General features: G+C 46.6%; 24 protein-coding genes and 2 pseudogenes. 8 read left to right on the top strand and 18 right to left on the bottom strand.

Annotated elements, in window-relative coordinates; genetic code table 11:
• Position 1 precedes the first annotated feature (1 nt).
• A pseudogene (locus tag ACQ4M5_RS38125) lies at positions 2–798 on the bottom strand (IS5 family transposase).
• A 99-nt stretch (positions 799–897) separates the two neighbouring features.
• On the opposite strand from ACQ4M5_RS38125, the gene ACQ4M5_RS38120 reads away from it, so the two are divergent.
• Complete coding sequence (locus tag ACQ4M5_RS38120; protein ID WP_430681009.1) at positions 898–1,131, top strand: hypothetical protein; 234 nt, start codon at positions 898–900, stop codon at positions 1,129–1,131.
• Positions 1,132–1,465: 334 nt separating this feature from the next.
• Here ACQ4M5_RS38120 and ACQ4M5_RS38115 read toward each other — a convergent pair whose 3' ends face one another.
• The 6 genes from ACQ4M5_RS38115 to ACQ4M5_RS38090 form a co-directional block, all read right to left on the bottom strand.
• On the bottom strand, positions 1,466–1,726 hold the full coding sequence (locus ACQ4M5_RS38115) for a DUF3146 family protein (RefSeq protein WP_068379037.1): 261 nt from the start codon (positions 1,724–1,726) through the stop codon (positions 1,466–1,468).
• A 3-nt stretch (positions 1,727–1,729) separates the two neighbouring features.
• Positions 1,730–2,338, bottom strand: coding sequence for an aminoacyl-tRNA hydrolase (gene pth, locus ACQ4M5_RS38110; RefSeq protein ID WP_430681008.1), 609 nt, complete (start codon positions 2,336–2,338; stop codon positions 1,730–1,732).
• Between the two features lie 6 nt (positions 2,339–2,344).
• Positions 2,345–2,641, bottom strand: coding sequence for a TatA/E family twin arginine-targeting protein translocase (locus ACQ4M5_RS38105; RefSeq protein ID WP_430681007.1), 297 nt, complete (start codon positions 2,639–2,641; stop codon positions 2,345–2,347).
• Positions 2,642–2,767: 126 nt separating this feature from the next.
• Positions 2,768–2,962, bottom strand: coding sequence for a photosystem II reaction center phosphoprotein PsbH (gene psbH, locus ACQ4M5_RS38100; protein WP_068379029.1), 195 nt, complete (start codon positions 2,960–2,962; stop codon positions 2,768–2,770).
• 74 nt (positions 2,963–3,036) lie between these two features.
• Positions 3,037–3,519 (bottom strand): hypothetical protein, encoded by a 483-nt coding sequence (locus tag ACQ4M5_RS38095; RefSeq protein WP_430681006.1) that lies wholly within the window; start codon positions 3,517–3,519, stop codon positions 3,037–3,039.
• A 57-nt stretch (positions 3,520–3,576) separates the two neighbouring features.
• Entirely contained in the window at positions 3,577–4,311 is a 735-nt protein-coding gene (locus ACQ4M5_RS38090; protein ID WP_430681005.1) for a phycocyanobilin:ferredoxin oxidoreductase, read from the bottom strand.
• Between the two features lie 127 nt (positions 4,312–4,438).
• On the opposite strand from ACQ4M5_RS38090, the gene ACQ4M5_RS38085 reads away from it, so the two are divergent.
• Positions 4,439–5,263 (top strand): serine/threonine protein kinase, encoded by an 825-nt coding sequence (locus ACQ4M5_RS38085; protein WP_430681004.1) that lies wholly within the window; start codon positions 4,439–4,441, stop codon positions 5,261–5,263.
• On the opposite strand, the gene ACQ4M5_RS38080 is transcribed toward ACQ4M5_RS38085, so the two are convergent.
• Positions 5,260–6,039 carry a photosystem II S4 domain protein gene (locus ACQ4M5_RS38080; protein WP_430681003.1) on the bottom strand — a complete coding sequence of 260 codons (780 nt, stop codon included), beginning with the start codon at positions 6,037–6,039 and terminating at the stop codon, positions 5,260–5,262. The genes ACQ4M5_RS38085 and ACQ4M5_RS38080 overlap by 4 nt on opposite strands.
• Before the next feature lie 206 nt (positions 6,040–6,245).
• On the opposite strand from ACQ4M5_RS38080, the gene ACQ4M5_RS38075 reads away from it, so the two are divergent.
• Positions 6,246–6,761, top strand: a complete 516-nt coding sequence (locus ACQ4M5_RS38075) for a hypothetical protein (RefSeq protein WP_430681002.1) — start codon at positions 6,246–6,248, stop codon at positions 6,759–6,761.
• Here ACQ4M5_RS38075 and ACQ4M5_RS38070 read toward each other — a convergent pair.
• Positions 6,754–8,895 (bottom strand): sensor histidine kinase, encoded by a 2,142-nt coding sequence (locus tag ACQ4M5_RS38070; protein WP_430681001.1) that lies wholly within the window; start codon positions 8,893–8,895, stop codon positions 6,754–6,756. The genes ACQ4M5_RS38075 and ACQ4M5_RS38070 overlap by 8 nt on opposite strands.
• An 81-nt stretch (positions 8,896–8,976) precedes the next feature.
• Between ACQ4M5_RS38070 and ACQ4M5_RS38065 the strand changes: the two genes are divergently transcribed.
• Positions 8,977–9,963, top strand: a complete 987-nt coding sequence (locus tag ACQ4M5_RS38065) for an NADPH:quinone reductase (protein WP_430681000.1) — start codon at positions 8,977–8,979, stop codon at positions 9,961–9,963.
• Here the strand turns inward: ACQ4M5_RS38065 and ACQ4M5_RS38060 are convergent.
• The 9 genes from ACQ4M5_RS38060 to ACQ4M5_RS38020 all read right to left on the bottom strand — a co-directional run bounded on the left by ACQ4M5_RS38060 (position 9,960) and on the right by ACQ4M5_RS38020 (position 18,138).
• Positions 9,960–10,439: a DUF3368 domain-containing protein gene (locus tag ACQ4M5_RS38060; RefSeq protein WP_430680999.1), complete on the bottom strand. Its 480-nt coding sequence runs from the start codon at positions 10,437–10,439 to the stop codon at positions 9,960–9,962. The two genes, ACQ4M5_RS38065 and ACQ4M5_RS38060, sit on opposite strands and share 4 nt — an antisense overlap.
• The gene (locus ACQ4M5_RS38055) at positions 10,439–10,720 is read right to left on the bottom strand and encodes a UPF0175 family protein (protein ID WP_430680998.1); all 282 of its coding nucleotides are present in this window, start codon (positions 10,718–10,720) and stop codon (positions 10,439–10,441) included. The genes ACQ4M5_RS38060 and ACQ4M5_RS38055 overlap by 1 nt, the downstream gene beginning before the upstream one ends.
• A gap of 87 nt (positions 10,721–10,807) precedes the next feature.
• Complete coding sequence (ftsH2, locus tag ACQ4M5_RS38050) at positions 10,808–12,694, bottom strand: ATP-dependent zinc metalloprotease FtsH2 (RefSeq protein ID WP_430680997.1); 1,887 nt, start codon at positions 12,692–12,694, stop codon at positions 10,808–10,810.
• A gap of 278 nt (positions 12,695–12,972) precedes the next feature.
• Complete coding sequence (gene gltX, locus ACQ4M5_RS38045; protein WP_430680996.1) at positions 12,973–14,412, bottom strand: glutamate--tRNA ligase; 1,440 nt, start codon at positions 14,410–14,412, stop codon at positions 12,973–12,975.
• 36 nt (positions 14,413–14,448) lie between these two features.
• Positions 14,449–15,690, bottom strand: a complete 1,242-nt coding sequence (locus ACQ4M5_RS38040) for a hybrid sensor histidine kinase/response regulator (RefSeq protein ID WP_430680995.1) — start codon at positions 15,688–15,690, stop codon at positions 14,449–14,451.
• 392 nt (positions 15,691–16,082) lie between these two features.
• The gene (locus ACQ4M5_RS38035; RefSeq protein WP_430680994.1) at positions 16,083–16,592 is read right to left on the bottom strand and encodes a DUF1643 domain-containing protein; all 510 of its coding nucleotides are present in this window, start codon (positions 16,590–16,592) and stop codon (positions 16,083–16,085) included.
• The gene (locus ACQ4M5_RS38030; RefSeq protein ID WP_430680993.1) at positions 16,558–17,169 is read right to left on the bottom strand and encodes a hypothetical protein; all 612 of its coding nucleotides are present in this window, start codon (positions 17,167–17,169) and stop codon (positions 16,558–16,560) included. Before ACQ4M5_RS38030 ends, ACQ4M5_RS38035 begins: the two co-directional genes overlap by 35 nt.
• A 78-nt stretch (positions 17,170–17,247) precedes the next feature.
• Complete coding sequence (locus ACQ4M5_RS38025) at positions 17,248–17,802, bottom strand: thylakoid membrane photosystem I accumulation factor (protein WP_430680992.1); 555 nt, start codon at positions 17,800–17,802, stop codon at positions 17,248–17,250.
• Positions 17,803–17,844: 42 nt separating this feature from the next.
• Positions 17,845–18,138 carry a hypothetical protein gene (locus ACQ4M5_RS38020; RefSeq protein ID WP_430680991.1) on the bottom strand — a complete coding sequence of 98 codons (294 nt, stop codon included), beginning with the start codon at positions 18,136–18,138 and terminating at the stop codon, positions 17,845–17,847.
• A 101-nt stretch (positions 18,139–18,239) separates the two neighbouring features.
• On the opposite strand from ACQ4M5_RS38020, the gene ACQ4M5_RS38015 reads away from it, so the two are divergent.
• The 4 genes and pseudogenes from ACQ4M5_RS38015 to ACQ4M5_RS38000 form a co-directional block, all read left to right on the top strand.
• A complete protein-coding gene (locus tag ACQ4M5_RS38015; protein WP_430680990.1) occupies positions 18,240–18,638 on the top strand; it encodes a hypothetical protein in 399 nt (132 codons plus the stop codon).
• The gene (locus ACQ4M5_RS38010; RefSeq protein ID WP_430680989.1) at positions 18,628–19,002 is read left to right on the top strand and encodes a type II toxin-antitoxin system RelE/ParE family toxin; all 375 of its coding nucleotides are present in this window, start codon (positions 18,628–18,630) and stop codon (positions 19,000–19,002) included. Before ACQ4M5_RS38015 ends, ACQ4M5_RS38010 begins: the two co-directional genes overlap by 11 nt.
• 158 nt (positions 19,003–19,160) lie before the next feature.
• The gene (gene pruA, locus ACQ4M5_RS38005; RefSeq protein ID WP_430680988.1) at positions 19,161–22,130 is read left to right on the top strand and encodes an L-glutamate gamma-semialdehyde dehydrogenase; all 2,970 of its coding nucleotides are present in this window, start codon (positions 19,161–19,163) and stop codon (positions 22,128–22,130) included.
• 428 nt (positions 22,131–22,558) lie between these two features.
• Positions 22,559–22,909: pseudogene (locus tag ACQ4M5_RS38000) on the top strand (IS4-like element ISSysp3 family transposase); the annotation flags it as partial.
• Positions 22,910–23,038 lie beyond the last annotated feature (129 nt).

Genomic DNA, 23,038 nt, shown 5'->3' with positions numbered 1-23,038 from the left:
TTTATGCCAAGCGCCTCACCATAATCCGAATCATCGCCAGATAGATAAGTGTCTCTGACGTTTCGGGGAGTAGCTCATAATCCCGCACGAGGCGACGACACGACAATGCATGCTCCAGCCGTTTGTTCGTTCGACGACCCACCGCTTTTTGAGCAAGACGAAACCTTTGGTTTGCTCAGGACGCAAGACGACTTGGACAAGCCAATAGCAAACACCAATGACCCACTGCATGAAGGGTGCGCCATCAAAGCCGCCATCGACCCAAATGGTATGAAGACGAGACACAGCTTTGCCCTGTTTTCGGACTCGTTGCAGCACCGTTTTGCCGCCTTCGCGTTCTCCAGTGCTAGCGGCAGTCACAAACACGCGCAGAACCAGTCCCAGCGTATCGACCGTGAGAAATCGCTTGCGTCCTTTGATCACTTTGCCAGCATCAAAGCCCACGGCCTGATGCACACCCGCAGCACTTTTCACCGACTGACTATCCAGCACCGCTTCCGATGGACTGGGAAGCCGTTCCTGCTCAATCCGACTGCACCGATACAAACAATCATGAACGTTCACCCATGTTCCGTCTTTGCGCCAATTGCGAAAGTAGGTATAGACCGTCTGCCATGCCGGAAAGTCACCCGGTAACGCTCGCCAACGCACGCCTTCGACCAAGATGTAGAAGATCGCATTTAGGACTTCCCATAAATCGACTTCTCGCGGTCGACCGCCCGGTTTTGCTTCGGGCAGCAGATCTCTCAGCAGTTCATATTGAGCATGGCTCAGGTTACTCGGATATGATTTACTCATGTGGCTCTCTCGGTGCTGTGTTTTTTATGTATCTACAGCCTATAACCGGAGAGCTTTTTTACACCCTTGATTGTCTTTTCAAACACCCTCTTAGGCTTCTTGCTCGTTCGTTGCGGTCAGCGCAAATGGCTCGATTCTCATCCAGAGCGCGGGTTGAGTTTTCTGCAATTGGGCTTGCGTTATCTCAAACAACTGCGGTATCTAGGGCAACCGTTGCCTCAATTTCAACCATTGCCACGTCGTAGTCCGCCTGCCGCTTGTGCCTCCGAAAGTAAACGTGTTCGTTTAGAGCGGCGCATTCAGTTCTCTAAAATCACTACATTCTCATCTTGAGACTGCAAAAAGTTTTCTACATCACTAAGGATACAGATCACAACCTTCAAAAGCTCAATGAATTTTCAGCCAACTTGCAAGAAACCGCAATTCAACCATCATTTGACCTGTTGGCTGAAACTAAAGCGAACTTGAATACTGTCATTCAAAGTATTCAAAATATCGATTTTTCCTAACTACAATCATTACTCGCTAAGGTGACTTCTCAGATTTCATGCTTGCTCAAGCTGCACCGTACAGCCAAGTTTATATTTCAAAACGATGTCTTTCCATGATCGACCAGAGAAAGAGTTGGCTTATCCGCGATCGATCTCAGTCAAACCCAACCATACCCCTACAATTCCGCTCGAATCGTAAACGAGTAATCCCCGCCCGGTTCAAGCTGATAATCCTTCGCCTCAAGAAATCTTCCTAGCGGTTCCTTAATCAACGCCCGTCCCAACGAAGGCTGAATACTCAACAATCCGCGTCTAAAATGCCAGTGAAACTGCCATTCATACTCATTCGCCCTGACCTCGCCCTCAATACTGCCCTGTTGCCAGGACTGGCGGAGAATGCGGACATGGGCAGTGGTTTCTGGTAAACGTTTGCTCACAACTTATGATTTCGGCTCTACCATCCGATTGTTATAGAGACTCATCGCTTTTTCAACCCCTTGCTTCAGACTGAGTTCAACCGCATTCACCGTTAAGTCTAAAACTTCGTCGATCGCACTTTTTTCATCCGGCGCGAAAGTTCCCAATACATGAGATACCGCATCTTTCTCGTTTGCTTTGGCACTTCCGATACCAATTCGCAAACGCGGGAAATTTTGCGTTCCGAGATGCGCGATCGCAGATTTCATTCCATTTTGCCCGCCTGCCGAGCCAGACAATCGAATTCGCAATCGTCCCACAGGCAAATCCATATCGTCGTAAATCACCATCACGGATTCTGGTGGCAGTTTGTACCAGTCGATCACCGATCGAATGGATTGACCAGACAGATTCATGTAGGTTGTCGGCTTGAGCAGGCGAATTTTACCTGCTGGACTCGTGCCTTCCCCAAAGAACCCGTGGAATTTTTTGGTTTCAGATAAGCTAATTTGCCAAACTTTGGCTAAGCGATCGACGGCGAGAAATCCGACATTATGGCGGGTGTTTTCGTACTTACTGCCAGGATTTCCCAATCCGACAATCAACTGAGGAGTCACGGGTGCTTCGGGCATAAAAAACTATTCTTTCTCGATCGTTGTTGCCGTGATCGGTTCATCGGTTTCTGAAGACGTTTCCGCAGGAGCCAAGGTCGGCTTTTCTTCGAGTTTGGCTTCCATCGGCTGCGGGATCGATTCGGTTACTTTTTCCGCTTCCCGTTTGAATTCATTCTCGAATTCCTTAGAGGCATCTTGGAAACTGCGAATTGCTTTTCCCATGCTGCGTCCGACTTCGGGAAGTTTCTTCGGACCAAATACCAGCAGCGCAACCACTAGAATCAAGACCATTTCGGGTAAGCCAATTCCGAAAAAGTTCATACCAATCTCCGTAAAGGGTAGATCTCATTTTAGAGCGTCAGTCAGCGGAGTAACACGATCGTTCCTCACCGTGATCAAAAAAAATCCCGGACATCTCCGGGAAGAACGCTAACGATGGTTTGAGTCTTAACCGCCCCAATCCACATCGAAGCCGTTCAAAATCAGTTCTTGGTTATAAATTTGCAGAATAATCAGCAGAAACACCAAAAACAGCCCCATAAAAATGCCCATCAAAGGCGTAGTGCCCCATCCGGGAACGACTTTACCGTATTCTGAATTTAAAGGTTTGAGAATGTCTCCCAATCGAGTCCGCTGTGCCATAGCCCACCTTGATAGTTAGTCTCGACAAATATCTAAAATCACCCTACCACGTTAATGGCAGCAATTAGATCCGATTATTCGTCTCCTTTCCACGCTTCCATGACTTCATCGACGCTCTTTCCTAGAATTCGTGCGATCGGGATTAATTGATGACTTTCTACCTCTTCGCCGCGATAAATTTCTCGCAGTTCTGCCCGTGATAATCGATAGGAATCACAGAATTTAAGGAATTCCTCTTCGGTCAAATCGAGATCGATTTGCCGCTCCCGTAGCAGAACCGCAATCAGCGCACTTCCTTGTAACGGTCGCTCTACTTTCGATCGATATCGCTGCACTAATTCCATGACTGAATCCGACGATCCGCCTGTTCTGGCGATTAGATCGTAACAGGCATGATAGAGCGCTTTTTCAAGCAGTTCTGATTCGTTCAGGGATTTCGCGATCGCGCCCGCATATTTTGGATCACAAAATCCCACGATCGTGCCTTCATGCGAGAGTGGCACATAACTTGCTTTGGTCGAACATTCCCACGGTAAAGTCGGTTTAGCCTTTGGCATAGTGACACCACTGAACACGAAGATCTTTGTGCTTAAGATTCCCGTACTCCGAACGCATCACTCAGGCATATCAAACAAAACGGTGCTGATGTATCGTTCTGCCCAAGCTTCTCCGAATGCTTTTTCCAAAACGCGACGGGTTTTATCATTCTGTTGTTGTTGAGAACAATAGTAGCGTTGTCCGGCAAGAATCTCAGGAGTTCTTTCGGGAGTTGGATCAGTTGCGATCGCAATCTGACAATGGATTTCCAAATACGATCGAACTTGCTCTAAAAATGCCGCTTCTTCTTCTTGGCTGCCTGGACGCACGAGCAAACAGAAATCCGAGAAGATATCGCCCCATTCTGGAACGGCTCGACGCTGGACGAATTCAGTTTCAGGAATGGCTTTGAGTGCAGTTTGATAATCTTCGGGCAATTGTCGATCGCTGCTTGTCGGAGAAAGATCTGCGATCGCTAAACTAATCTGTCCAGTTTTCCCCCCCACCAAATCGGCTCCAAACATCGGTAACGCATATTCTGGACGGGGAAACATCACACAGTGCAAGATGTCGAGCGAGGTTCCAAGTTTTGCAAGTTCTAAGTGTAGTTTCCGAAATTGCGGCGACTGATAGCATCTGTTCTCAATCACCAGTTTTTCGCCTTCCATCCGTCCTTCTACGTAGCCTAAATCTTCGGGTAACTGATAAGGCGACAGGTCTAAATGCTGTTGCCAAACCCGTTCGATCATGTTGGCTAAATTGCGAATTAAGGGATGTTGCTGTTGACGAAGCGAGGTTGAAATCGAGGTCATGTTAAATCCGGGGTAAAGAACGAGGTAAGACGATGAACTTTTGCTTAAATTCCCCCACTTCATCAGGATATCAGCTTGCGACTGGCAAATTATCGAAGTTATAACGGCTCTAGAATTGGTTAAAAATATGGCAGGGCAAATCCTGGGCGATCGGTATCAAGTTGAACGAGAATTGGGCAAACACGCAGGACGTTGGACGCTGTTGGCGCACGATTTACACGCCAAAGAACGGGTTGTAGTGAAATTACTGTGTTCAGACGAAGATTTACGATCGGATGATTTGAAGCTGTTCGAGCGTGAAGTAGAAACACTGAAATCTCTGTCTCATCCGTGTATTCCAAAATACTTGGGTTATTTTCAGCATCGGCTTCCGGGGGGTCGTGCGCTGGCTTTAGTGCAAACTTATGTGGCAGGTCGATCGCTGGCGGATTGTCTGGAGCGAGGACGGACTTTTGATGAAGCCGAAGCCAGACAAATTGCCAAATCAGTGCTGTACATTCTGATCTACTTGCAAGGGCGAAATCCCTCGATCGTGCATCGTGACATCAAGCCGAGCAACATTCTGCTCGGCGATCGTAAAGTTCACCTAGTTGATTTTGGCTCTGTGAAAACGATCCTGAATCGGCAAGATGGAACCTCTGCTTTTACGCTCGTGAACACGCACGATTTCACGCCACCCGAACAGTACAGTGGACGATCGGTAACGGCATCCGATTTGTACAGTCTTGGACTCACGGTTATAACGAGCCTGACTGGGATGCAGCCTTCTCAACTGCCGCGAAAAGGCAATCGATTTGATTTAGAATCTGTAGTCGATCTGAGTCCTGCTTTTGTCGATTGGCTCTTGTGGATGACAGAAACGACGCTCGATCGACGATTACAATCTGCGATGATGGCACTCCAAGCACTGGATGCAGGACAAGTGAGAAACGCGATCGGGTCGCTTAACTAGACGAAACGGGTGAGTTGAACTCGGTAGCGGTCTTTCTTTGTGACCATGACTTCTCCGACTTCGACTCGTCCTTTTCCACGAATTGCAATCAAGTCACCAGATTTTACCGAATAGCTCGTAGAAGTCGTTTCTTTCCAGTTCACCCGAACATCTCCAGCCGAAATCATTTCCGCCATTTTGCTGCGTGACATTCCGAAACCCGCAGACGCGATCGCATCGAGTCGCATTGATGCTTCGACGGTTGTGATTTCCTTCTTCTTCGGCTCTCGGATCTTTAACTCCTCAAATGGAATCGGTTCAATTTTTACCGGAACCGATCGCACTTGGTTGAGCGACGTTTGCAGGAAATCAACCAGTTCGGGAATGACGATCGCTTGTGCGCCCCGTTCTCCGAGCACAATAATGTCTCCGACTTTTTCCCGTACAATTCCAGTTCCAAGCAGCGCTCCTAAAAAATCCCGGTGCGTGGCTTGATCAAAGAGAAAGTTTCCTGCAATATCGAGTGCTGCGAGTTCGACTTGGGAAGCATCGAGCGGAATTTCGGATCGAGCGATCGCGACTCGCTGCCGTTCTGCCTGCGGATAGCCACCCCAAGCGATTAATTGAACTTCTGTGAGGCGGGAAAACGATCGCTGGACTTCTGCCAACTCTGGCGGAGAGAGAAAGTCACTGGTCACAACTTCCCAGGTTTTGATCGCTTTTTCGGCTTGGTCGATCACTCGTGCGATCGTCTCTCGATTTTCTACGCCTTTGAGGAGGTCTTCCCTTGGTAACATAACGATTAGAGATGCAAAACTTTATTTTATCGAACTTAAAGTATGACTTAAACGGACTCCTAATTTACCAGTATTAAGGAATAGTTGGCGATGGAGAGCCGTCATCGTCCCTCAGCTAGAGGCACAACGTGATATAGAAATTAGAGAGTTTAGAGATTCCAGTCTGAACTGCAATTGACCGCTGAGAAAGAATTGAGGCATAAAAAATGAGTTATTTAGTTGCAGTATTAAGCGATCGTATTAAAGCAGAAGAAGCGTATTCGGCACTCGAAAAAGAAGGGTTGCCGATGGATAAGGTTTCGATTTTGGGACGCGGTTATAAAAGTGCAGATGAGTATGGCTTGATTGATCCGAATGAAACAGCGAGAAAACAAGTGCGATTGATGGCTTCGTGGCTAGTTCCGTTTGGATTTGTGGGCGGAGCCGCATTTAATGTGATTACTGGGTTGGATACGTTTGCTTGGGCGGGCGAAATTGGGAGTCCGCTGATTGCAGGAATTCTGGGGGGATTATCTGGATTGTTGGGTAGTGTATTTGTCGGAGGTGGCGTTGGACTAGTCGTGGGTGGCGGCGATGCACTCCCTTACCGAAATCGCTTGAATGCTGGAAAGTATTTGATTGTCGTTAACGGATCGGATACGCTGGTTCGACAGGCGACACGGAGCTTGAGAGCGTTTGATCCTGAGAGTTTGCAAGGATACGCAGAACCGGGAGTTAGTTAAGCAGGATAGGGATTTCGATCGTGAATTCCGTTCCTTTGCCAGCTTCAGAGGTGCAGGTCAAAGCACCGTGATGTTGTCCAACAATGATTTGGTAAGCGATCGATAATCCCAATCCGGTTCCTTGTCCAACAGGTTTTGTCGTGAAAAATGGGTCGAAAATTTTAGATTTAACTGACTCTGGAATCCCTTGACCGTTATCGCGAATTTTGACGATCGCGCTGGAATCGGTCGCTTCGGTGGTAATCCAAATCGTTAAAGGACGATCGCTAATGTTTTCTAAAGCATCGATCGCATTTCCGATTAGATTGAGAAACACTTGATTCAGTTGTCCCGCATAACATTCAATTTTCGGTAAAGTCTGAAAGTTTCTGACAATCTGAATTTCTCGCCGCTTTGATATATGTTTAAGTCGATGTTGCAATAAGAGCAATGTATTTTCTAAGCCTTCGTGTAGATCAACGACTTTAAGTTGAGCTTCATCAAGGCGCGAGAAATTTCGCAGACTGAGCACGATCGATTGAATACGATCGGCTCCTTCCTGCATTGACTTCAATAGCTTGGGTAAGTCGGTAGAAACAAATTCAAAATCGCAGTCTTCGAGATAATTCTGGATTTCTTCGATCGTGTCTGGAACGTGTTTTTGATAGAGCGTTACTAACTCCATTAAGTCGCTCACATAGGTGTTCGCGTGAGATAAGTTACCTGAAATGAAAGTTACTGGATTGTTAATTTCATGAGCAATTCCCGCGACCATTTGCCCCAAGCTTGACATCTTTTCAGATTGCAGCATTTGAGCTTGTGCAGTTTGTAAACTTTGCAGTGCATTCGATAGTTTCTCAGTTCGTTCATCGACTCGCAATTCGAGTTCTGCATTCGTTTGCTCTAGTGCGATAAATGATGCTCTTAGCTGCGTCACCATAGTATTGAAGGATTGAGCTAATGTTGCTAATTCTTCAATTCGCGAGAGTTGTACAGTTTGATTCAAATCACCTTGAGCGATCGCGGAAGATGCAATGTTCAACCGATCAATCGATCGAGCAATCCAACGCGCCGTAATTAGCCCTAAAGCAGTTGTGACTAAAAGCGCGATCGCACATAGTAAAATCGTTGTTTGCGTATTGCGATTAATCTGCTCAGTAAAGTCTGATTCTGGCATCGCGATCACGACTAGCCAATCTAAACCGTATTGATCACGCCAGGGATTTACTTGAACAAAAGTATTGTGATTACCAATTGACGTTTTGATCCATCTCTTTTCGCGAATTTGATTCAGATCGCCGTACTTTTTAACCAAATATTGTGTTGTTTCCCGAATTAATCGATTATTGCTATTTGATGCTTTAATCCGCCTCGGTTGATTATTTTCGACTGTGTAAGTTTTTTCACCATTAGAATTTCCAACTAAGAAGCCATCGCGTTCCAAAATAAATACTGATGCTGACGGACTCGGACGCAGTTGTTCTAGAAATGTACTGATCCGATCGAGTAAATAATCTACGCCAACAACGCCGATGATTTTTTGTCGATCGTCAAACACCGGATGACTCGCTGAAACCGCCATCACTTTGTCATCATTCCAAAAATAAATCCTTGTCCAAAGCGGCTTTCTAGCATTCACCGCATCGGTATACCAAATCTCTCGACGCGGCTCATAAGGAACTTTGAGTGTTAAATTCGTCGGCTTGCCTCGCTCGATATCGTAGCGGTAATAAGTACCAATGTGCGGAGGCTCGATGATGTCCATCTGGAGATCACTTCGATGGTCTCGATTAATGCCAATGAATCTGCCGTCTCGATCGCCAAAATTAATAAAGGCAAAATCGGGATAAGCCTGCATTTGCTCCCAAAAATAGTGTCCTAATGTCCGCAGATCACGCGGCAGAATTCCAGCTTCGAGACCTCGTGCATTGACTTGATTTACCTTGTGAGGCTTAGCGAGATAGGTATTGAGATGCTGATCGACTCGTTTACTCGACTCGCTGCCAAGCTGATTGACTAATTGTTCGATCGCCATTTGTCCATGACGAAGCGACCAATATCCAGTTAGTCCAACAGCGATAAAAATTTGTGTGACAAACGGAACGACGAGCAGATAGCTGAGAGATAGCTTTGGTAATCTGTGGAGAAGTTTCACGAGAGATATGGGGGCAAGGACACGTGACTAGAATGCCCTACATCTAGAGAAAATTTTGATTTATCTATAGGAGATTGAAAAATGCGGGCAGCGTGGTACGAGCAACTTGGTGCAGCAAAAACGGTTTTGTCGATCGGTAATCTCGATTCACCAGAATTGGGATCAGGACAGGTGCGCGTCAAAGTTTTTGCCTCTGGGATTAATCCATCTGATGTCAAACAGCGAAGTGGCTGGGGTGGCTTAACGATGCGATTTCCGCGTGTGATTCCACACAACGATGGTGCAGGTGTAATTGTCGAAGTCGGGGAAGGGGTGAGTCCCGATCGAGTGGGTGAACGAGTTTGGATCTACGAAGCGACTTTAACGCAAGGATTCGGAACAGCAGCGGAATTTGTCACAGTCGCAGGTGAAAATGCGATCGCACTTCCGGATTCGACTTCGTTTGCAGAAGGAGCTTGTCTGGGTGTGCCTGCGATGACTGCTCATCATTGTTTGTTCAAAGATGGAAGTATCGCAGGACAAACGATTTTAGTCACAGGTGGAGCCGGAGCAGTTGGAGCTTACGCGATTCAACTGGCGAAATGGGGAAAGGCTACGGTGATTACGACTGTTAGCTCTGAGAAGAAAGCTGAGATTGCTAAATCGATAGGTGCAGATCATGTCATTAACTATAAAACTGAAGATGTCAGTGCAGCGATTAAACAGATTGCGAAAGGTGTCGATCGAGTCATCGAAGTTGATTTTGCAGCAAATTTAGAAACGAATTTGAAGATTCTAAATCGTGATGGTGTGATTGCGACTTATGCAACAGATTCTAATGTGACACCACAAGTTCCAATCTATTCGCTGATTTATAAAAATCTTACTGTGCATTATGTTCTTGTGTATGCAATGTCTAAAGCTGCCCATCAACAAGCAGCAATGGATATTACAACTTGCTTGCAGGAAGGAGTTTTGAAACACCAAATTGCAGAACGATTTTCGCTCGATCAAATCGCTGAGGCACATGAACTAATGGAAAGTGGAACTGCGATCGGCAACATTATTGTTGAATTGATTCCCGATTAATCTTGAGAATTCTTGTTCAATAAGGCTTTGATAAGACGAGAAGAAACGTGAAAATTAGTCGTTTGTAACTTCGCGATCGTAGTTGGAAGATCAATTAATTTTAAGGTCGCTGCATCGTCTAGAACTCCGAGCAATCCAGTGATCCTTAGTCCTCGCGATCGTGAAATTGATCGTCCTTTTCGCTCATCGATTAAGACTAACGTTGCTTCTAACTCTTCTGCTAAAAGAATCGCAGCTTGCTCACCTCGATCTAGCTCCATCAATTCTGAATCAGAAGATTTCGTTGTGGTTGAGATTGTTAACCATTCCGGTGGGGAACTGATCCAAGCCTGAACAATATCAGGCGCATCTTGATTGGCTAATTCATCCCGTACAACATCTGGGATAAAGATTTGACCATAAAGCCGAGGTAGCAAATCAATTTGCTCAATTAGAGCCAAGTAACAAATCGGTGATGTGTCAGAAACAACTAACATTAAATTCTTAGTTGTCCTTCTTGTCGGAGTTGTCTTAAGGTTTGTCGATCGTCTTCCAGGTCCGTTTCATCATAGTGCAAAGGAGCATCTGCTTGTTTGAGGAAGGCATCAACCGCAAATCTTGATTCCAATCCTAAAATTTGACCCACTTGGGCACGAGTAATCACTTCTTCACGATATGCCTGCACTACTAAAAGTTCTAGAGCTTTACGCGGTAAATCGTTCCATCGCTGCTGAAGCTCAGTTGCGACTTCATCAGAGAGATTAATTGTGACTTGCATAGATTTGGTCCAATTGCTTCAGTTAATCTAATCATAAAAAATCGGGGCAGTTCTCACCACCCCGATCGCACTAATCAATTTCAAACATTACAGTTGAGGCACGTAGCGTTCTTTCTCAGGAACCGCCGTGTACTCTGCAACGATTTGACGGAACTCATCGCCATCGATCGTTTCTTTTTCGACCAACAGATCGACTAAGCGATCGATGACTTCACGATTTTCGCGAATGATACGACGAGTATCTTCCAAGCAATGTTCAACGATAGAACGGACTTGAGCATCGATTCGAGCCGCGATTTCCTCGGAATATTCCGATCGCGTCGTCCAACCTGCACCCAAGAACACTTCGCCTTGTTGACTTTCGAGCGACAACGGACCTAAATCAGACATCCCGTAGCGAGTTACCATCTGACGCGCCATTCCGGTGACTTGTTGAATATCACCGCCTGCACCTGTGGTGACTTCCGCATCTCCGAAGATCACTTCTTCAGCAGCACGTCCACCTAAAGCACCTTTGATTCGTGCCAGAATTTGCGATCGCGAAATCAGTCCTTGATCTTCACTCGGCATAAACCAGGTTAAACCACGAGCCTGACCACGCGGAACGAGCGTGACTTTCTGCACTGGATCGTGCTCTTTCACTAAGGTTCCAACGATCGCGTGTCCGATTTCGTGATAAGCGATCAAACGCTTGCTCTTACTATCGGTCAGCGGTGTCCCTTCCATTCCGGCAACCACGCGATCGACGGCATCATCAATTTCGAGCATTGTGATGGCATCTTTACGACGACGAGCGGTTAGGATTGCTGCTTCATTGAGCAAGTTCGCTAAGTCTGCTCCAGAGAATCCAGGAGTCCGACGAGCGATCGCTTCGAGTGAGACTTCTTCCGAAATCTTTTTGTTGCGAGCGTGAACGTTCAGAACTTCGAGGCGACCTTTGATATCGGGAACATCGACAGTAACTTGTCGATCGAAGCGACCTGGACGTAATAAAGCAGAGTCAAGCACGTCTGGGCGGTTCGTAGCCGCGATGATGATGATTCCGGTGTTACCTTCAAATCCATCCATCTCGGTTAGGAGTTGGTTCAGAGTTTGTTCCCGTTCATCATTTCCGCCACCGATACCTGCTCCACGCTGACGACCGACTGCATCAATTTCATCAATGAAGATGATACAAGGTGCATTTTCTTTCGCTTTCTTGAAGAGGTCACGGACGCGGGAAGCACCGACACCGACGAACATTTCGACGAATTCAGAGCCAGAGATCGAGAAGAACGGAACACCCGCTTCACCTGCGATCGCTTTTGCCAACAAAGTCTTACCTGTTCCCGGAGGTCCAACTAAAAGAACACCCTTGGGAATTTTTGCGCCGACTGCGGTAAAGCGTTCAGGCTTTTTCAGGAAGGTGACAACTTCTTGCAATTCTTCTTTTGCTTCTTCGATGCCTGCGACATCATCAAACAGAACGCCAGTTTTGGCTTCCATTTGAAAACGAGCGCGGGACTTACCGAAGTTCATCGCTTGTCCAGGACCGCCGGGAACGTTTCCGGAGCGGCGGAACAAGAAGAACAATCCACCCAACAAAAGAATTGGGAAAATCAAGTTTCCGAGTAGGTTCCAGACGGCTCCATCGTTGCGAATCGGATGGGAATCGAGGTTAACACCTGCTGAACGGAGACGGGTCACGAGTTCGGGAGTATTGCCAGGAAGATCGACTCGTAAGCGTTGTAGCCGATTATCCAAATCTGGATCGACTGCTTCTACGATCGCAGTTCGACCGCCATCATATAAATCAACGCTAGTAATTCGATTAGCATCCAAGTACTCCAAGAACCGTCCATAAGTCATACGGGTACTGGCAGTGTTCTGACTCGTATTTGGTGCGGTTGGAGCGATTGATCCTTGCCATAGGAAAAACCCGACGACGAGCGCGGGAATTGCCCAGAGCAGGATGGTTCTCCAAGAAGATTTCATAAACTAGCAACCTCGCGATACGGCTACAACGGTAAAGATCGATCGTTATCTAAGTATGGAGTTTCCATACGGGTTTGTACGGTGCGGTTTGGCTTAAAAATAAAGCCGGGATGAGGCGCAGGTACTTTTACGGATTCTCTATCAGGAATTTAATGAGAAGAATCTTAACTAAATTTAACAGAAATTTGGGGGTTCGGGCAATGAGAAGGTGGGGAGTGGGGAGTAGGGGGTGGGGAGTGAGTTAAATTGATCTACTCCCTACCCCCCACTCCCCACTCTTACGCACCGATCGACAAAGCCTGCTCAAACCGTTCTCGATCGAGTCCTTTCTGATTCAACAGCAACCAGGACTGAACTAAATCCGGTCCTTGAAGTGCTCCAGTTAAAGCGGCTCTGAGCGATTTCATCACCACGCCTTTCTTCAAGTTCTGCTCTTTCACGACTTGTTTAATCACGTCTTGAGTTGCAGCCTCAGTGAGCGGAGAAGGCATCGCTTCTAAGATTGCCTTAATCGCTGTTGTTGCGCCTTCTTGCTGCATGTGAGCCTTGGCATCTTCTGTAAATTCGACGGGCTGGAATAAGTAGCGCGTCATCTCGATCGCTTCATTCAGGCGGGAAAGGCTTGGAGCAACGAGCGTTGTCACTTGTTCGAGCCAAGCACGATCGCTCTTTTCATCAAACACATAGCCCGCTGATTTCCAAACAGGAATTAATAAATCAGTGGCTTCAGGAACTGGCATTGCGTGAATATACTGCCCGTTGAGCCAGTTCAATTTATCCCAGTCGAATTTGGCTCCCGCTTTATTCACACGATCGAAGCCGAATTTCTCAGCCGCTTCTGGAAGTGTGAAAATTTCGGTCATCGGTTCGGGTGGCGACCAGCCAAGAAGCGTCATGTAATTCGCGATCGCTTCCGATGTGTACCCCATATTCTTAAAATCAGAAATCGAAGTAACACCGTCTCGTTTCGACAATTTCGCGCCTGCTTGATTCAAGATGAGCGGCGTATGCCCAAATTCTGGTAGATTTGCGCCCAGAGCTTCGTAGAGTAGAATTTGCTTTGGCGTGTTACCAATGTGATCTTCGCCTCGAATCACGTGGCTGATTTGCATATCGATATCGTCAACGACCACTACAAAGTTATAGAGTGGTTGTCCGATTTCTTCACCTTCTGCGGCACGAGCAATTACCATATCGCCGCCCAAATCGCGACCTTTCCAAGTGACTGTTCCGCGAACAAGATCCGTCCAGGAAATTTCTCGATCGTCTGCGATCTTGAACCGAATCACGGGCTTTCGACCTTCAGCCAAGTAAGCCGCTTCTTGTTCTGGAGTCAAATTCCGATGGCGATTATTGTAGCGAGGCGCTTCGTTCTTGGCTTTCTGAGTTTCTCGCATCGCATCCAATTCTTCTGGCGTATCGTAAGCGCGATAAGCAAGTCCTCGATCGAGAAGTTGCTTGATCTTTTCGCGGTACAAATCCATTCGAGCGGTTTGATAAACGGGTTCTTCGTCCCAATCCAAACCCAGCCAGGTCAAACCCTCGAAAATATTCTGAGTGAATTCGGGCTTCGATCGCTCTAAATCGGTGTCTTCGATACGAAGAATGAATTTTCCACCGTGATGACGGGCAAACAGCCAGTTAAAAACCGCAGTTCTAGCCGTTCCGATGTGGAGATTCCCAGTCGGACTGGGTGCAATGCGAACGCGAACTGTCATGAGTCAAATAGGAAATTGTGCATTCCTAATTCTAATTTAGGATCTGGCTTTGATTGGCAGTTCTACCCGCACGATCGTGCCTTGTCCGAGTTCACTCTGAATCGATAGAGTTCCATTCTGAAGTTCGACGCATTGTTTGACGATCGACAATCCTAAGCCGCCTCCCGGAACCGTATCGACATTTGTGGCGCGGTGAAATGGCTCAAGAATCATCGGTAAATCTTCTTCTGGAATGCCCAAACCGCGATCGCTCACCGTGATCAAAATCTGCTGATGACTAGAGCGGACTTCTAGATCGATCGACTGCTTGGAAAATTTCAGCGCGTTGCCGACGAGATGATTCACGATCAAGCTCAGCAATTCGGGATCAAGACTGACCTGCTGATCGTCGCCTACAAATTGGAACTGAATGCGATCGTGCTGCTGAAGATCAGAAACAAGACTCGTGCAAAATCGATGTAAATCAAAACAGTCGAGTTGCGGCGCGACTTCATCTGTGCCAATTCTTCGCAGCGTCAGGGCATTCGTCAGAATCGTTGTCATCGATCGCACTGCATCCCGAATTTTTTGAAAATAGCGCGATCGACGATCTTCGGGACAATCTACTCCCAGTCGCTCTAACAGTTCAGTAGAGGTCAGAATGATCGACAACGGCGTTCTAAACTCGTGTGATGCCGTTGTGATGAAGCGCGATTTCAGTTCGAGCAATTCTTCTAGAGCTTGACTGATTTGCGCTTCTGTCTGTTGCCGCTCTGCGATCTCATGCTGCAAACGCGCGTGAATTGTGACAAGTTCTTTGGATTGCTGCTGAATTTGGTGTTCTAGATGCTGTTGATGCTGATGTTGTTGGAGTGCAATTTGGATCGCACTTTGAAGCTCGATCGGATCAATCGGTTTGATTAGATATCCGAATAGATCCGTTTGTTGAGCCGAATGGATCATTTCTGGATCAGCATAACCTGTTAAAAAAATGACTGGAATCTTCCAGCGATCGCGAATGGTATGTGCAACTTCAATTCCGTTTTGTTCACCTTTTAATCCGACATCCATTAACACTAAATCGGGTGTCGTATTTGCGACTAAAGAGAGTGCGGAATGTGCGGAATCAGCGATGCCTGTGACAGAATAATTCGCAGCTTCTAAGCGCGATTGTAAACTGAGTGCAACGACTGCTTCATCTTCAACAATAGCAATTTTTTCACCTACCATTTTTGATTCACCCACCCGTGTAGACAATCGAGATGGCGAGGCTGACAAAATCGGAAATTGAGTAACCACGTTTAACTCGTTTTATTTCAGGAACAAGGCTCATTAGGATGATGAATCAAGGTTTAGACTGAAGTGCTGAACAACACGAATTAGAAGAAGCGATGCACACCACAGTATGAAATGTAACTTCGGTAAGTGAATAAAAGGAATTTGAAAATGTTAGCAGAAAATTTACCTCAGTGCAGCAAGATCTGCAATTCTTTGAGTCCATCAATATACATCATTCTAATGCAGATTTAATCAAGTCTGTCTGCCTGAATAGGATTCTTTTCAATCTAGTTTCTGTCTCAAGTTAGCATCAATACCCACTCCGCTTTTGCTGTCTTAATCACCTCGATACGGAAGATCTGATGACAGAAATCTTGGTTAAATTTGCGATCGCAGTAACAATTAGTATTGTCTTACTTATAGATTTGTTCTACCCATCGAATGCGATCGCTATCTCGACGCAAATATAAAGGATGTTTCGGATGTCCTAATTTCGTAACCCCTAATGTGTAGATGTTTTCTGTTTGAAAAAACGGCAATACTTCGCGGTGTCGCCCTCCAAATCTGCCCCAATTGCCCCAGGCTAAAATAATCAAATTAACCCGCTCAGAAAGGGTGAACAAATAGCGATCGTTGTCTTTTCCGATCGGTTCTACTGCCTGTTTCAATAACTGCGGTGTTTTTGCCCGATACGCGAATAAGTTCACCACTTCTAAGCCGCCAAATCCCCAAGATGACGCAAACCCGATACAGCGTCGAATCGTCGGATCGTTCAACTCTGCATCGGCTTGATTGGGATTGAGCATGACAAATCCAACACGCGGCGAATTGTTCCAACTTCGCCACAGTGCATATCGATAATTGCCACTCGAATCGAAGATTGCGCCATTACCCGATCGGCATTCTTCCGGGTCGGACTGCATGGATATATTCACTCCCCGACTCTGGAAATCCTCGACGGTAAACGGCTTCTTCGGGTTTGCCCCAACCCAATTGCAAAATAATCTCGATCGCGTCGCCTTTTCCTTGATGGCTCAACGCTGCCCATTCCGATCGCTGCAAAATCCGCTCAATATCATCCGCGCCAATGAGTTGATGCAGCTTGCCGCTGTTCATGCTGAGGTAGAACTCGAATCCGATCGTTACAGAACGCCAAAAATCTACGATCGAGCTTTTCTCAGCTTTCAAAATCGTCAAATCTGATGGCAAACTAATCAACTGTTCATGAATTCGAGGACAGCGAAACGTTTTCCCTTGAATATTCAGCAGCGTCCAGACTAGACCGGAAACTTGATGTTCAATCTGATATTGATGAATCGCGCTACGGAAATCTCGGTAAGCCGTAAATCGCTGAATGCCGTCTGAATTCACAAAGCGATCGAGCAATGGGTTAATCCCAGACGGCATCGCAGCAAGATTCAAGCGTTGCCCATTCATGCAGGCTTGCCGCTCTTGTGACAGAATTTGGATCAGTTCCTCAGTGCTATAGATTTGCGGCATCTCAGGAATGGGGGCTAGGGGTCTTACTCGAAATCTTACCGAGGAATTCCTGAAGCGCGAAATTTCTCGACGTGATTCTTAAGGATTTGTTTGTGGAACCAGTTCGGAGTTAATTTCATTCACTGGGCGGCGTTTGAGGATTACGGATTCCGATCGCGGAAGGAGATCAAAGATTTTCCGAAACTCATCATCGATCGATTCATAAGGAATTGATCCCACTTCGTTCAATCGCACTTTTCCATCTTGATCAAAAATTACCGTCTGAGGCACAAAACCTTTGTAGTAATACCCTGATTCTGTCGGCTCAAACTTGTCTTTGACTGGAAGCGAATCGACTCGAATTGGCAAAATATCAATCACGCGACCATAGAACGCCTGTGTTTGCGATACCACATTTGAGAACTGTTTAGAATCGCGGCTGTCATCGGTATAGAACACGAGTAAAACTGGCTTTTTTTTATTCATCGCATCCGCCAACGTCGCTTTCGGTGGAACGAGCGAACCGTTTCCGGCATACAGCGCAAAAATTTCGCCATCATAGCGATCGTCGTCGAGACTTGCCCAAGCGGGTTGCGCGATCGTCAAACAAATCATCAACAGCGCGACAAACGCCAATACGAAACGATTCAACATAAGGGTCAGAGAAATAACGTCACTCCTTCCCATTGTGACGGATTACTGATCCAGTTTTTCGGGTTTGCGGATCGTGAATGAAATTTCTCGTGGGAATTTGGGCGTGGAAGATTGGGCAATGACTGGAGGTTCGACAGGCGGAGCTTCAGCGGGAGGGTTGACCAAGTTAAACGGAAAACCTGCACGTCGATCGAAGTTTGAAGCGATCGCGAGCAATGCACCTCCGAGAATAAAAAACGGGAGCGGCAAAGTAATTTCCTGTGCCCACTGAAAGATTTGAGACACCAAAAAAAACAGAACAAAGCATAGAATGCCAAACTGCACGGAAGAACTCATCAGATCTGTCTCACGCTACAAGCCTCTATAGTACACATGGTTTTCAAAAGATTGATGTTAGATTTGAAGCATAAGCAGTTCTTTCAAAACCCAGAAGCTGAATGTTAGACACCCTCACACTTCACCTCGATACAATTCAGCAGGTTTCTCGGTTCACAGCGGGAACGCACGATCGCACCTCTGATTGGAAGAACATAGCAGAGCAGATCGACCTGATCATTCATGATGTCGATGCAATGACTCATCTGGTTGAAGAACAGTGGGATAGCTTTTCTGACAGCCAAAAACAATCGTTCAGAGACCAATTACGGCTGATCGATTGCTCTCTCTTACTTCCCAGTGAAAATTTACCAGATCGGCTTGTTCAATCTCTTTCCAGATTTGAGCAGATTATTTCTGACAAGATTGCGAGAGATGCGATTCGTGAAGGTTGGAAAGACGCGATGACCGGAAGAACAATTCCGATCGCTGAACTGTGGGACGGATTAGATGACGAATGATGAACCGCCGACTGTCGGGGTTGTTGTTGCTTCGTCTTTTAAGCGGGAGTTGAAGGATCTGAAGAAACGTTATCCGAGTATTCGGTCTGATCTCGAACCGACAATCAAGCAGCTTGAAGAGGGAGAAACCCCAGGTGATCAGATTTCAGGAATTGGGTACACCGTCTACAAAGTTCGCATTCCGAATCGAGATGCAAAACGTGGAAAAAGTGGAGGCTATCGAGTCATCTACTACATCCCTACACCGCTAAAAGTATTGCTAGTTGCACTCTATTCAAAATCTGATCACTCAGACATTCCTGCGGACGAAGTGAAAGAATTGATTCAACAAGCGAACAAAGAATTAGAAGCTGAAAATTCTTAACTATAAAGAGATGTATTAGAAGAATGATTTCTGTTGCGAGAAGTGAACCTTTGTGGCGAATTCTCGCTGTGATGATCCTCACAGAATTGAGAATAGAACTGTAGGACACTAGACGGCTACCGATTTTTCCCAGATTTATCGATTGGAGAGTTCAAGTTATGGTGAGTCAAGTATTTGATGACCGCTACGAATCTCAGACACAAGCGATCGCACGTCAGTTATTAAGTGCAACCCGTGAGTCTCGATCGTGGTTTGCTCAGATGCGCGATCAGATGCAGTGGGATGATAAATTGCTCGGCTGGGCTATGGGCAATCCTGGGTTACGAGTGCAGTTGTTTCGCTTGATTGATTGTTTGCCGTCGCTTAAAAGTAAGCCTGAGATTGCGCGACATTTGCAGGAATATATGAGCGATCGAACGGTTGAACTTCCTGCGGCGTTGAAGAATTTGCTCAATTTCGCCAATGCGGAATCGATGCCCGGACAATTGGCGGCAACCACGCTTTCGACTGCGGTTGAGACTTTAGCGCACAAGTACATTGCGGGTGAAAACCTGAAGCAAGTTTTGAAAACGATCGAGCGTCTGAGAAAAGAGAAAATGGCGTTTACGGTCGATTTGCTTGGTGAAGCAGTGATTACTGAGGCGGAAGCACAATCTTATCTCGATCGATATTTAGATCTCATGGCGCAGTTAACCGATGCCTCGAAATCTTGGTCAAAAGTCGAGCAAATTGATCTTGCAGATGGAAAACCACTTCCGAAAGTTCAGGTTTCCGTTAAGCTCACTGCTTTCTATTCACAGTTTGATCCGCTCGATGAGGAAGGGAGTAAAGCGCGAGTTGCCGATCGAGCTAGAACTTTGTTAAGACGCGCTCAAGAACTCGGTGCAGCAGTTCACTTTGACATGGAGCAATATGCTTACAAAGATTTGACTTTGGCGACTTTGAAAGCGTTGTTGCTAGAGGAAGAGTTTCGATCGCGTGCTGATATTGGAATGACGATTCAAGGCTATCTTCGCGATAGTAAAGAGGACTTGCAAGGACTGATCGACTGGGCGAAAGAGCGCGGTACTCCGGTTACAGTTCGATTGGTCAAAGGCGCGTACTGGGATCAAGAAACAATTAAAGCGGTTCAGAAAGATTGGGAACAGCCTGTGTTTAATGATAAGGCTGAGACTGACGCGAACTATGAACAGTTGACGGAATTGCTGCTAGAGAATCATGAGGTGCTGAATGCAGCGATCGGGAGTCACAATGTGCGATCGCAAGCTCATGCGTTAGCGATCGCGAAATCTCTCAACATTCCCAAACATCGAATTGAGTTCCAAACACTCTATGGAATGGGTGATAAGTTAGCCAAAGCGATTGTTGATCAAGGCTATCGAGTGCGAGTGTATTGTCCTTATGGCGAACTGATTCCAGGAATGTCTTATCTGATTCGTCGATTGTTAGAGAACACCGCGAATAGTTCATTTTTGCGGCAGAACTTAGAAGAAAGACCGATCGATGAATTGATCGCGGCTCCGAAAGTAGAGGAACATTCAGAACTGAAGCCGTTAGATAAGTTTGAGAATGCAGCCGATACAGACTATGCGGATAGTGCAAAACGCGATCGTATTCAAGCAGCGCTCAAATCAGTGCGACAACAGTTCGGACAGACTTATTTACCGCTGATTAATGGTGAATTTGTCGAAACTGCTGACAAGCTAAAGTCTGAGAATCCTTCTCGGTTTAGTGAGACAATTGGCACGATCGGCATGATTAACATTGAACAAGCGAATCAAGCGATCGAGTCTGCTAAATCTGCTTTTCCCGCATGGCGACGCACTCCCGCTAAAGAACGCGCCCAAATTCTTCGCAAAGCTGCCAATCTGTTTGAACAACGACGCGAAGAATTGATTGCTTGGATGACTTACGAAGTAGGCAAGCCTGTGAAAGAAGGAGATGGCGAAGTTTCAGAAGCGATCGATTTCTGTAACTACTACGCTGATGAAATGGAAAGACTCGATCGAGGTGTGGACTATGATTTTCCAGGCGAAACGAATCACTATCGCTATCATCCACGCGGTATTGTTCTAGTCATTTCTCCGTGGAACTTTCCGTTAGCAATTCCTGTAGGAATGACCGTTGCAGCATTAGTCACAGGTAACTGTACATTGTTAAAACCTGCGGAAACGTCTTCGGTGATTGCTGCCAAGATTGCAGAAGTCTTGATTGAAGCAGGGATTCCTCGTGGTGTGTTCCAATTTATTCCTGGTGAAGGGCACAGTGTTGGAGCACATTTAGTGAAGCATCCTGATGTACACATGATCGTATTTACTGGATCGCAAGCGGTCGGCTGCCAAATCTACAAAGAGGCTGCAACTTTGCAACCGGGACAGAAACATCTCAAGCGAGTTGTAGCTGAAATGGGCGGTAAGAATGCTGTCATCATTGATGAAAGTGCAGATTTGGATCAAGCGGTTCAAGGTGTGGTGCAATCGGCATTTGGATATAGTGGACAGAAATGTTCGGCTTGTTCTCGTGCGATCGTACTTGAACCTGTGTACGAGACATTCTTAGCGCGATTGGTTGAAGCGACTCGATCGCTCAACATCGGAGAAGCAGAATTGCCGAGTACCAAAGTCGGTCCTGTAATTGATGGAGAAGCTCAGCAGCGGATTCGAGAATACATTGAGAAAGGACGAACAGAAGCCGAAGTTGCGATCGAGCTTCCCTCTCCTGAGGGTGGGTACTATGTGAGTCCAATCATCTTCACGAATGTTGCTCCAGATGCCAAGATTGCTCAAGAAGAGATTTTTGGTCCAGTCTTAGCAGTGATGAGAGCGAGTTCGTTCCAGGAAGCTTTGGATTTAGCGAATGGAACTCCGTATGCGTTAACAGGCGGATTGTATTCGCGGACTCCATCACATATCGAGCAAGCACAAGCAGAATTTGAAGTCGGGAACTTGTACATCAATCGGGGAATTACAGGCGCGATCGTAGCTCGTCAACCATTCGGAGGATTTAAGCTCTCTGGAGTCGGTTCTAAAGCGGGTGGAGTGGATTATCTGCTTCAGTTTCTTGAGCCGCGAGTAGTGACAGAGAATGTTCAGCGCCAGGGATTTGCACCGATCGAGGGTGCAGAGTAGGTTAGCTCTTGGGTGAGCATCTCACCTACCCAGGTTAATTCAAATCTTGGACTACTCTCAACAAGACTCTTCCTGGACGTTTTGTTCACCACTCTATCCCGCCCTCGATTGAAATCTATCCATTACGCAGAAATAGCTAGACCTGTTTTAGTGACTAGGTTTTGGCTGCAAGTTGCGCTCCTTAGTTTCAGGTAGGGCTGATTCATTCTAATCAGATGGTTTTTTCTGCTCCAATTCAGCCGTTCTGCCCTCATCCCCAACCCTTCTCCCCCTACCGTGTATACACAAGTCGATTGTAAGCTGGATGCAGTGTGAGAGGAGGTCAGCCCAATGATGGACAATCCGATATTGATTCATGCTCAAGCGCTCAAGGGCGCGGCTTTTGGGGATAAGCGCCTGGAAAAAAGGGGGCAGCATTGTACGAAGCGATGTGCCAGCATCAGTCGGTGAGTATTCGTGCGATTAGTCGCAATTGGGCAGAGCAGATGGGATACTACCGCTTTTTGAACAACGAGGAGGTGACGGCAACGGAACTTGCCCTGAGTTTGGCGCGACATTGCCAGACTCAGGTGGAAGGGCGGCATATTCTGGCAATCAGCGACAGCAGCGAAATCAACTTACAGGCTCATGTGGGACGGGTGAAGCCAGAGGACTTAGGGAGCGTGGGGAATAACGATGGATTGGGCTTTTGGCTGCATCCGACTTTAGCGGTGGATGCCGAGCGTGGATTTCCGTTAGGACTGAGTGCGGTGCAGATTTGGCATCGGGAGTTGGAGCGGCTGGTGTGAAATGTCAATTACATAGGACAGATTTTTTCATCGAAACTAGAAGCTAGATTTGCAGAAATGAGATTGCAGAAATGAGATCAAAATGAGACAGAGATGACGAGAACAGCAAGCAGCAAAGCT

Origin of the sequence: Leptolyngbya sp. AN10, assembly GCF_050565645.1 — a bacterium.
Taxonomy (GTDB): domain Bacteria; phylum Cyanobacteriota; class Cyanobacteriia; order Leptolyngbyales; family Leptolyngbyaceae; genus Leptolyngbya.
This window is presented reverse-complemented; position numbering and strand designations above follow the sequence as displayed.